General features: G+C 36.7%; 10 protein-coding genes. 1 reads left to right on the forward strand and 9 read right to left on the reverse strand.

Annotated features, from left to right (window positions below; all coding sequences use genetic code 11):
- Positions 1–149 precede the first annotated feature (149 nt).
- From Q5N74_RS18395 to Q5N74_RS18435, 9 genes are all read right to left on the reverse strand, one after another.
- Positions 150–1514, reverse strand: a complete 1365-nt coding sequence (locus Q5N74_RS18395; RefSeq protein ID WP_304390461.1) for a GH1 family beta-glucosidase — start codon at positions 1512–1514, stop codon at positions 150–152.
- A 14-nt stretch (positions 1515–1528) separates the two neighbouring features.
- Positions 1529–2518: a glycosyltransferase family protein gene (locus tag Q5N74_RS18400; protein WP_304390462.1), complete on the reverse strand. Its 990-nt coding sequence runs from the start codon at positions 2516–2518 to the stop codon at positions 1529–1531.
- A 5-nt stretch (positions 2519–2523) separates the two neighbouring features.
- Positions 2524–3393, reverse strand: coding sequence for a UDP-2,3-diacylglucosamine diphosphatase (locus Q5N74_RS18405; protein ID WP_304390470.1), 870 nt, complete (start codon positions 3391–3393; stop codon positions 2524–2526).
- A gap of 255 nt (positions 3394–3648) precedes the next feature.
- Positions 3649–4293, reverse strand: coding sequence for an SCO family protein (locus Q5N74_RS18410; RefSeq protein ID WP_304390463.1), 645 nt, complete (start codon positions 4291–4293; stop codon positions 3649–3651).
- On the reverse strand, positions 4262–4846 hold the full coding sequence (locus tag Q5N74_RS18415; protein WP_304390464.1) for a toxin-antitoxin system YwqK family antitoxin: 585 nt from the start codon (positions 4844–4846) through the stop codon (positions 4262–4264). Before Q5N74_RS18415 ends, Q5N74_RS18410 begins: the two co-directional genes overlap by 32 nt.
- The gene (locus Q5N74_RS18420) at positions 4847–5611 is read right to left on the reverse strand and encodes a YHYH protein (protein WP_304390465.1); all 765 of its coding nucleotides are present in this window, start codon (positions 5609–5611) and stop codon (positions 4847–4849) included. It lies immediately after the preceding gene.
- Between the two features lie 320 nt (positions 5612–5931).
- Positions 5932–7680 carry an ATP-binding protein gene (locus Q5N74_RS18425; protein WP_304390466.1) on the reverse strand — a complete coding sequence of 583 codons (1749 nt, stop codon included), beginning with the start codon at positions 7678–7680 and terminating at the stop codon, positions 5932–5934.
- A gap of 11 nt (positions 7681–7691) precedes the next feature.
- Positions 7692–8717 (reverse strand): SIR2 family protein, encoded by a 1026-nt coding sequence (locus tag Q5N74_RS18430; protein ID WP_304390467.1) that lies wholly within the window; start codon positions 8715–8717, stop codon positions 7692–7694.
- Between the two features lie 161 nt (positions 8718–8878).
- Positions 8879–9751, reverse strand: coding sequence for an AraC family transcriptional regulator (locus Q5N74_RS18435; protein ID WP_304390468.1), 873 nt, complete (start codon positions 9749–9751; stop codon positions 8879–8881).
- Between the two features lie 104 nt (positions 9752–9855).
- Here Q5N74_RS18435 and Q5N74_RS18440 point away from each other — a divergent pair, with 104 nt between their 5' ends.
- Positions 9856–10209 (forward strand): DUF983 domain-containing protein, encoded by a 354-nt coding sequence (locus Q5N74_RS18440; protein WP_304390469.1) that lies wholly within the window; start codon positions 9856–9858, stop codon positions 10207–10209.
- Positions 10210–11203: the final 994 nt, after the last annotated feature.

The following is an 11203-nucleotide window of genomic DNA, read 5'->3' on the forward strand; positions in this document are numbered from 1 at the left end:
GTGCCTCGCCATGACGCCCCACAACAAACAAAACGTCATTGCGAAGGAGGCACGACTGAAGCAATCTGCCTATTAAAAGTTACTAATCTAATTTGAACTATAAATTACCAGATGGCTTCGTGCCTCGCCATGACATTACCTTATAATAATTAACTCCCTAAAAAGGTCTTAAACCATTTCCCTGAAGCTTTTAAAATACGTTCTTGTGTTGAAAAATTGGTATATACTAAACCAAACCGAGGGCGGTACCCTTCTGCCCATTCAAAATTATCGGTAAAAGTCCACACGAAATATCCTTCTACATTAAGCCCGTCTTTCTTTGCTTGATGTACTTGTTCAATATGGGCTTGTAAATAGTGCAAACGCTCTTTATCATGCACCTTCCCATTAAACAGCATGTCTGGAAAGGCAGCTCCGTTTTCAGTAATCAATATTTTATGAATGCCTTGGTACTGGTTAAAACGCTCGATCATGTTATAAATACTACGAGGATAGACTTCCCAGTCCATGAGCGTGGTTTTTACATTTCGTTTAGACGCTTTTACAATTTTAGAACGCAAGTACGGCACAAAATAACTATGTTTCACGACTTCACGGGTATAGGTTTGCACCCCAATAAAATCAAAATCAAATACCGCCTCTTTTAAATCGTTGGGTTTTATATAGGCTTCTAAACCAGCCAATACGGGCACATGTTCTGTGGGGTATCCAAGTCCTAATAACGGTTCAATAAAAAGACGATTTAACAAAGCATCAGCTTTTTTGGCTGCCAACACATCTTTAGCCGATTCACTATAAGCCGTTATTTCCGAACAGGAAAAAGTAGTACCAATAAACGCTTTAGGCACCATAGCACGCAACACCCGACCGCCAATCGCCTGACACATCATGGCGTGATGTACCGCTGGCAAGAAGTTTTTTAAACCTTTATTTCCTGGCGCATGTACCCCTAAAAAGTAGCCAGCTCCTGTAAATACCATGGGCTCGTTTAGCACTATCCAATGTTTTATACGGTCGCCAAAATAGGTGGCGCATACTTGAGCATAGTTTTTAAACCAAGACAGCACGTCCCTATGTGCCCAACCACCTTGATCTTGTAAAGCTTGTGGTAGATCCCAGTGATATAATGTCACCCAAGGTGTTATTCCACATTCAAGACAGAAGTCTATCACACGATTGTAAAACGCAACCCCATCCATACTAACGGCGCCAGTACCATTTGGGAGGATACGCGACCACGCCAATGAAAACCGAAAATGACTAATGTTCATAGATTTCATTAGTAAAATATCTGCTTCAAACTTCGTATAGAAATCGCAGGCTACTTGCCCATGTTGGTTATTAAAGGTGTTCCCTTTTTTAGAAGTAAATTGGTCCCAAATCGAAGCGCCTTTATCATGCACCGCATGTGCTCCTTCAATTTGGTATGCTGCGGTAGAAACTCCAAAAACAAAGTCTTTTCCGAAATCTTGAGGTTTTAAGTTGAAAGGTTTTTGGGGATTGTTAAAATCCATAAACTGGTTTTATATTATAGATGCTCTTGCAAAAGTTGATCTATAATCTGTTCGGTGATATCAGGGTAATCAACATCTACAAGCACGTCGCTTGCCACCCACGCCATCATTTTTTTTATATATTTCTTTTTTAATGCTTTTATTACGGGCACGCCCAAATCTTTTAAAGCGGCGGCATTGCATTGCTGTTCATACTGGCCTTTCATGGGGATTACCAATAGTTTTTTCTTCATAAAAAGCGCTTCTGCAGGGGTTTCAAAACCAGCACCACACAAAATGCCTTGGCTTGTTGCCATACTTAGCACAAAGGTTTCGTTGGTTATGGGCTGCAAGCGTATATTTTTATGAACCACCACTTTTTTAGTACGTTTTGAAAACACGTCCCAAGTAACCTCGCTCATTTCAGAAAGTATGTTTAGAATTTTCTCATCATCATACGATGGTAAATACACCGTATAATGGTCGCCCTTTTTACAAACCGCATTCCGAATATCTTGTCTAATTACCGGCGTAAACACATCGGCTTGATAGGCTTTAAAATGAAACCCATACTGCTTGGTTGTTGGCGCATATTTTTTAAGAATAAGTTTCCCTAAAGCATCTTTTTTCTTTGGTCTTGGGGCGTTGGAAGCTAATACGGCAGCTTGATGACTTAAACTCACGCAGGGTATCTTTTTCAGTTTACAGGCCCAAGCCGATACGGGTTCAAAATCGTTGATTATTAAATCGTAATTTTCAACAGGAAGTGTATTAATTTCTTTGTGAAGTCGCATGCTTTTTGCCTTAAAATAGGTTTTCCAAACATCGACACCTCCTTTTTTTCCGAAAACAAAACTTAGTCCTTTTAACTGGAAAGTTATAGGGTATGGAATATTAATATCGGCCTCTGTACCGCTTACCAGAATATCCAATTCGATATCTTTTTCTTGTAGAATGGGAATAATATCCCGTGCTCTACTTAAGTGACCATTTCCTGTGCCTTGAATGGCGTAAAGTACTTTCATAAAACTTAGTATGTGGGTAGTTTAGGTGGTTTCACGTCGCTTTGAAATTCTTTCATCATGTTTTGAAAAAGCTCTTTAGTCTCTAAAACTTCTTCCTCTTCATTATCCGTTTCCGTGCTATCTTCCAGTATAAAATGATCTTTAAAAGTGAATAAATGCCATGCACCTTCATAATATTCCAATGCCGTTAGGTTTTCTACCCAATCACCAGAATTCAAATACATTACATGTCCTTGAGCAGTTTCAACACGCTTTATTTCCGGTTGGTGAATGTGGCCACATATCACATAATCATATTTATTTTCAATAGCGATATCCGAGGCTATCTGTTCGAAGTTATTAATAAACTTCACGGCCGATTTTACGCTATTCTTTATTTTTTTAGACATCGAAATGGGGCCTTTCCCAAACTTAGACGCAAAGAAATTAATGGCACTGTTTAGCAGAATCAGCGAATCGTAACCCACCGCGCCAAGTTTGGCTATGGATTTGGAATGCTGCATGGTCACATCAAACACATCCCCATGAAACACCCAAGCTTTTTTCCCATCGATAGTTAAAAGTTCTTTATTTGAAATACTAAAACTTCCCATTTGAAAGCCTACAAACTTACGCAGCATCTCGTCGTGGTTGCCGGTTATATACCGTACCTCGATACCTTTGGTTATCCAGGAGGTGATAAGTTTGATGATTTTCATATGCGATTTTGGCCAATAACGTTTACTAAACTGCCAAACATCTATAATATCGCCATTCAAAATAAGCATCTCGGGTTTTATAGACTTTAGGTATTTTAGTAGCTCTTTGGCACGACAGCCATAGGTTCCTAAATGCACATCTGAAATCACCACGACCTCTACTGGTCTTTTTCTCATGTAATTGCCCATATTATTTTGTTTTTAAATTTTAAGGAAACAACAAAACCACTAATACAACAGGACGTTGTTGGGTTTACTCGCAGTGTAGACACACAGTTTTCTATTACCACCATACACGTTTCATACAGAATTTAGCCCATATGATTAACACCACAAAGGTGCCGCATTCGGTGTATAATCAAGTTAATTGATTATTAATAAGATGTTAAGATTGGTGACTGGTATGAAGTTCCCTTATAAAACAACAGGTTACTATTCCGCTTGTAAAGTTCGTATATCCTCCAAAAGAGCGTTCATTTCTAAGGCCAATGTGCCATTATAAATACCACGAATGCGCTTGGTTTTATCGACAAGTATAAAATGTTCGGTGTGTAAAAACTCGGTACTATCTTTACTAAAACCCAAATCTTCTTCAGCAAAATACGACTGACGCGCCAATTTATAAATATCACCTTTGGATCCCGTAAGAAACTGCCAGTTTTTATTCGTCACCCCTTCCCGTTCTTGGTAATTTTTCAAAACACTAGGCGTATCTAGCCATGGAGTTACAGAATAAGATAAAAACACCACACGTTCATCGGTCTTTAAACTATCTGCAACCTGTTTCATGTGGTTGGTCATGGTTGGGCAAATACTACCGCATGACGTAAATATAAAATTAGCCACATGAATTTTATTTTCAATAAAGCTTTGATTCACTAACACGCTATCCTGATTCAAGAATTCAAAATTACTAATAGTGTGGGTGATTTTCTGAGTAACTTCACCGGTATCCTTAATAAAAACAGGCGTAAATGTAGGCTCGTTATAATAAGGCAAACCCACCGTGCTGCTTACTTGCTCCTTACACCCCAAAAGGCTTAAACTACTTAGTAATAAAAATACTATCCGATACATTTACACAATTTTTAGTTCCTAATAAGCCATACCTTTTACCGTCTTTAATCACGTAATTGGCTCTTATTTTTCCGTTATCATACCACAATTTCTGTGCGCCTTCTTCCCTACCGTTTTCAAAATTCCCTAAATGAAACAAGCCACCTTCTGAATTCCATTCTTGCAACGCACCTTCATAAGCATCGTTTTTGGCTGTATACACAAAACGCTTCAAACCATTTTCCCAAAAAGAAATTTGCTCACCGTCCTTTTTACCTTCAGAATAAAACCGAGATTCCATCAAAACACCGCCTTCATACCATTTTTTAGACACCCCATCTCGTAACCCCAGATGGTAACTTTCAACTAAAAGCGTGTCCGTACTTTCTGGGTACAACTCATATAAATGGCCCGAATATTCACTTCCGGCTACATAATATAACTCATGAATTTTAATAGCTTTAGACTTTACAACATACACATTGGGTATGTCTTTTTGCTGGGTAGGCGATTTAGACTTTTGCTGGCATGCAAAAACGACGAGTACTAAAGCTATTAAAAAAAACTGTTTCATTTATTGACTTACTGTTCCTGGAGTTCCGTAAAACCCATTCCCGTTTATATAAGGTGCTGAATTGGTAACATGGTAGTGATAAATCCCATCAGGATAATCGGCTGTTGCGTGCGAATGCCCGTGATACATATCTAAACCCGTAACGTCTGCGCCATTTTCTTCAGGACCATACACAGGGAAACCATCTAACAAAAAACCCAATAAGGCCGATTTATCAGCTTTAACCGTGGTTAAATAAAGAGGTTCTATATGGTAATGAAACATACCATTTGCAGTGGGGTGCCCCCAATATTTATCAAAACTTTGAAACTCATCAGTTAACGGTTGTTCGTTTGGACCTGCATACTGGTTGAAAAATGGCACACCATTTAAAGAAACGCCAATTGCACCCAAAGATGTCGCTCTGTGGTTCGTAGCTACCACCGGGTTTAAAGGTATTTTAAAGGTAAATTCGAAACTTGAAATGGTATTTGGGTTTTTCCTAAAGGTATAGCCGCCGTAGGTGGTACCACTAAAATCTTCATACAAGGCATTTGTGGTTGGGTAATACACACTTTTATACTCGGGCGTACCACTTGTTTTAATGGTTATATAAGTGCCATCGCTGGTAATGCTTGAGGCGCCATAAATTTTAGAATAAACCGCTGGCACATCGGTACCAACCTCTGGTACTTCATTCTCTTCTGTTGTGGTGTCTTCGCTAGAACTGCATGCAGCCATACTTAATAAGGTGAATAGGACTGCGGTGCTTTTAATCAATTTCATAGGTATTGTATGTTTTATTTCAGTATTAAGACAGCAGGGAGTTGATTTGGTTTAATTGGTTATTATGATTTTTTCATGGTATACCATAAGGTTAATTTATGGATTGGGGTGAAAATTATTAGGTGGTTATGTTTAAAATTAATAATTATTTTACACTTTTAAACAGTTCAGTTATTATGGAAGCTTACACATTGCTTAAATAATTAGAGAAAAAAGCTTAGAAAATCAACTACTTGAATTTCTAAGCCCAACATAATAGTGCTAATATTTTTGAAGAAATGACTTGTTTTTTACCTCAGTTCTTTGTTGTGCTTAGTGCTTTATTTCGATTGTTTTCTTAATCCAATTACTGCACTTGATATGTCTTGTTCTGCTTTTTCATTGCTCCATTCTTCCCAAAATTTAATTGTTGCACTTTGAGGTTTAATTGTTGGTTCGCCTATTATAACTCTTGTAGGTAGAAGAGAGGAATCTCCAACTATTAATGCTTCTCCAATATCAAGAATTGGTAAAACATCAGTTAATCCTGAAAGATTATCAGGAAGAAGTCTTTTGATTACAGCTTGGTCTTCTGCGTTTGATAATCTTAATGAAATAAAGTTGTTACATTGACTTAAAACTGTTCTGTTTACTTCTGCTGGTCGTTGACTAATAACAGTTAAACTAACTCCATACTTTCTACCTTCTTTTGCAATTCTTTCAAAATTCTTTAAACCTAGTTCGGAAGCAGAATCTTGACTTGTTCTTTCAGGGATGTATAAATGAGCTTCATCACATAATAAACAAATTGGATGTCTTTTATCGTTTGCAGTCCATTGTTGAACAGTAAACACTATTCTTGCAACTAAACCAATAACTAATGGTAATACATCAGAAGGAACTTCTGAAAAGTCAATAACTTTTACGCCTGCTTTTTTTGCATTATTATTAGAACCTTGCATTAATGAATTGCACAATTTATTCAACCAATCAATTTCAAGTTCGTCAACTGAAACTTGAAACATAAAACCAAGTCTTTTATCTTGGCTTTTAGCCTCCAATCGCTGTATAAATCTAGTTAGTTTTCCATTAAACGGACCGTCTTTCTCAGTATTTGCTCTTGCTCCAGCAACTCTTTCTGCATCTAATCTTTTTATTTCATTTAATACATTTTCCATTTTATATGGTATCGGACTGTCAATTGTAATACTATCTTTAAAAGTAGTATCTCCAATGCTTTCTAAGAATTTAACTTTTTCGTTAAAAACTGTTTTGGAAAAAATCATAGCTTGATTAGGAGCGTTGCTGTCACTTCTATCTAATAGCATTGCTAGCATCTCTTCATATGTTAAAAGCCAGTAAGGAAGCATTAGAACATTGTTTTCGAGATTTCCTGTTTTACCTAAATCTGCTGGATTTGCAATTTTCAAATGTTGAATTCCATCAGTTTTAAAACTTTCCCCACTATATTCTCCGTGTATATCAAATAATAGAGAATTAGCCATTGGAAGTTTTGCAATTTGTTCTACTAATTTTGCCACACACCAAGATTTTCCAGAACCAGTACTACCAACAATTACTGCGTGTCTTTGAAAAAGTTTATCTCCATCTAAAAATGCTTCTGCATTTTCGTCAATTGAGTATTTACCTAGAGAAAGTGGTACTTTATAGTTTTCTTGCGAAGATATTGTTTGCATAAATTTGGTAATGTTTTCTCCATCAATAGGAAAGCAATTTGCTTCAATTTCGGGTACTGTGTCTAAAGTTCTTTTAAATACATTCTCCTTTTCTCCGTGCTTGTCAATTAATGTTCCTATTAAATTTACTTTTAGAATGTTTTCTGTTAGTAAGAAATTTGTCATTCCTAAATCTTCATTTACAGGATTTTCATCATCAGAAACTTTTCGTGTAATTCTACTTATTATACCAATTAAATGTTGCCCCGCTTTTGAACTTTTAACTGCAATTAAATGATTTACTTGAAGTTTACGAAGTTTATCTAATTCATCAACTTTCACTATGATTGTTGCAGTATCGACACTAAATACAGTTCCGATTGTTGCAGATTCTTCAAATTTAAATATTGCCATAGAGTGTTGTTTTATGTGATTATTAGTTTTAGATATTCGCCTAATTCCCAATAAGAAGTATCCTCAATTATTACTTCTCCAAATTTGGAAGAATAAATTTTTGTGTCTTTGGAGTTTGCTTCTTCGATAAGCATATAGTTTTTACAGTTATTATCAATAATTGATTGCTTAGTTTTCGGAGTAAGCTCTTTAGTTATTACTATTATTGGTTTGTTGTTTTTAATTTGTGTAATCAGTTTTGGCTGTACGTGAATATCATTAAATCCGTAACCGATACATAAGAAACCATTTGCTTGTTCAATTTCAGAGTCGGCTTGTGTGAAAATAGTTCTGTAAGGTTCGTTGTGTGTTTCTGAGTATTTACTTAAACCTGGAGTTACTATTAGTGGACTGTAATTTTTTGGAATATTTTGTCGGATTGGTAATTGGATATTTTCATCTTCTTTAGATTTAAACCAATCTAAAGAGCCGTGAACTTTCCATATATTTACTTGTCCTTTATAACCTTTTAAAGAAGCTAAATTATTTGATTGAATACTGTTAGAAAAATGCCCGATAGGGTTTTGAGAATAACCAGTACAAATAACTGCTTTAGCTAAACTTGAAGCGTATTCTGCAAGTCTGTCATAATTTGTTGTAATTATAGAAACTTTTTTTCCTGCTGTGTCTAAAAAATGTTTAAGTAGTTTTGATAAAGGAAATTGATTACTGTTATTTATAAAATATTCATAAGCTTCTAAGTCCGCTTTATTTACTAATTCCCAAGTCTTATTTACAATTTCGGAAAGTACATTTTCTCTTAATTGAAGTTTTGTTAGTGTTGTCTCTAAATCTCCAGTTTTATCAAATTCTATAATAAATTCAGCGAATTGATTTTGGTCTTTTGTGTCTGTAAAACTAATTGAGTTTTTTATATAATCTCCTAAAACCCACATTGAAGGAAGTTTAAAAGGAACAGAAGCTCCACTACCAAGAATTATAAGTGGAATATTATTTGTCCAAGATTGTAATTGTTTGAATATTGCTTCTTTTTCCATTCAATGTTTTTGATTAGTTCTCGGTTTTTTCGCATTAAGCACAACAACCAGATGTAGACAATTATCTATATACTCGTTATATAAACCTACAAACATAACTAAAACACCCTTACAAATAAACAACAAAACACTTCAACTTGTATTATTTCACATACAACACCCTACCGATACTTCTTTTTAAACCCCAAAGGCGTCAACCCCGTTTTCAACTTAAACACTTTTGAGAAATACGCATAGTCGCTATAGCCTAAAATTTCTGAGATGTTAGACAAGGCATTACCAGAATGCACAATGTACCTTTTAGCTTCTAGAATAACGCGTTCTGTGATTAAATGGGTCGTGGTTTTTCCGAGAATGGTTTTAATAATGCGGTTTAAATGTTTGGGACTTACATGCAAGGCGTTGGCATAAAATTGCGCCGATTTCTCGGTTTTATAATGCGTTTCTATCACTTTCTCTAAAACCCGTAAAGTCTCTAAATAAGTTACCGATGTGTTGTTTACATCTATATGTATGGCGGTGTATTGTCTTGCCAAATCGATATAAACCGTGTTAATAAGGCTCGCTATTTTTTGCTTTTTATAAGGTAAGTTTTGGTGAAACTCCTGGTTTATTTCTTTAAATTTTAAGGCACTGTGCTGCATGACTTCGCTGCTTAATTCGAGATTCGGACTGTTTTTATGCACATAATAAAAAGGAAATTGTTCCAGTTTACTTTTTGAAAAGTGAAGCTCGTAAAAATCGGGCGTATGGAAAAATATATAACCTTGGGGCGCGGTGTCGAATTTCCAGAAATGGGTTTGCCCCGGTGTTAAAAAGAAAACGCTGCCTGGTTTTATGGGATAGGAATTAAAATCGATATCGTGCGTGCCCGTGCCTGCTGTAAAAAGCACGCAGAGAAAAAAGTTGTGCCGGTGCGGTTTATCAAAGTGGTTTTTGTTTTTATGTAAATGACTAGGCAAATCGTTACTGTAAAAATCGGACATGGGCACATCTTGCTCAAACTGTCCTATATGGAGTATGGGAATATTCATAACGGCATCAATTATGTCTTAAAAGTACAAAAAATAGCGAAAAAGAGAAGGTGCGTATCTTTTAATATATCGTTAATTTTGCAGGCAACAAATAACAGGAACACATGAAGTTAGCACCCATTTTAAAAGGAACATGCCCCATTTGTAATGAGGGCGCTATTTTTGAGAGTAAAGGTAATTTATTGCTTTTTAAAATCCCTGTGATGTACGACAGGTGTAAAAAATGCAATTTTAAATATGAAAAGGAGACCGGTTTCTTCTTTGGTGCTATGTTTGTAAGTTATGCGCTGGCGGTGGCTCAATTTGTGGCTGCTTTTATCATTGCACATTTCATGCTAGGTCTGGGCTTACTGCATTCTTTTTTCGTTATTATTGGAACTGCTATTTTGTTTAGCACGATTAATTTTAGGTTATCTCGGGTTATTTGGATTTATCTATTTGCGAAGGCTAAGGATTAGTAAAATCCATATATATCGTCATTGCGAAGGAGGCACGACTGAAGCAATCTCTTCATTTTGAGTTACAATTACACTTGGAACTAGAATTCATGAGATGGCTTCGTACCTCGCCATGACGTTGTACATGATGCATTACGTCATTGCGAAGGAGGCACGACTGAAGCAATCTCTTCATTTTAAGTTACAATTACACTTGGAACTAGACTTCATGTGATGGCTTCGTACCTCGCCATGACGTTACACATGAAACTTTTCGTCATTGCGAAGGAGGTACGACTGAAGCAATCTCTTCATTTTGAGTTACAATTTTACTTGGAACTAGACTTCATGAGATGGCTTCGTACCTCGCCATGACGTTGTACATGAAGCATTACGTCATTGCGAAGGAGGCACGACTGAAGCAATCTCTTCATTTTGAGTTACAATTACACTTGGAACTAGACTTCATGAGATGGCTTCGTACCTCGCCATGACGTTACACATGAAGCATTACGTCATTGCGAAGGAGGCACGACTGAAGCAATCTCTCCATTTTGAGTTACAATTATACTTGGAGCTAGATTTCATGAGATGGCTTCGTGCCTCGCCATGACGGTACACATGAAGCATTACGTCATTGCGAAGGAGGCACGACTGAAGCAACCTCTCCATTTTGAGTTACAATTACACTTGGAGCTAGACTTCATGGGATGGCTTCGTACCTCGCCATGACGTTGTACATGAACCGTTACGTCATTGCGAAGGAGGCATGACTGAAGTAATCTCTTCATTTTGAGTTACAATTTTACTTGGAACTAGACTTCATGAGATGGCTTCGTACCTCGCCATGACGTTGTACATGAAGCATTACGTCATTGCGAAGGAGGCACGACTGAAGCAATCTCTTCATTTTGAGTTACCCTTTTACTTGGAACTAAACTTCATGAGATGGCTTCGTACCTCGCCATGACGTTGTACATGAAGCATTACGTCATTGCGAAGGAGGCACGACTGA

The sequence above is a fragment of the Mariniflexile sp. AS56 genome, assembly GCF_030552475.1.
Lineage (GTDB): Bacteria > Bacteroidota > Bacteroidia > Flavobacteriales > Flavobacteriaceae > Mariniflexile.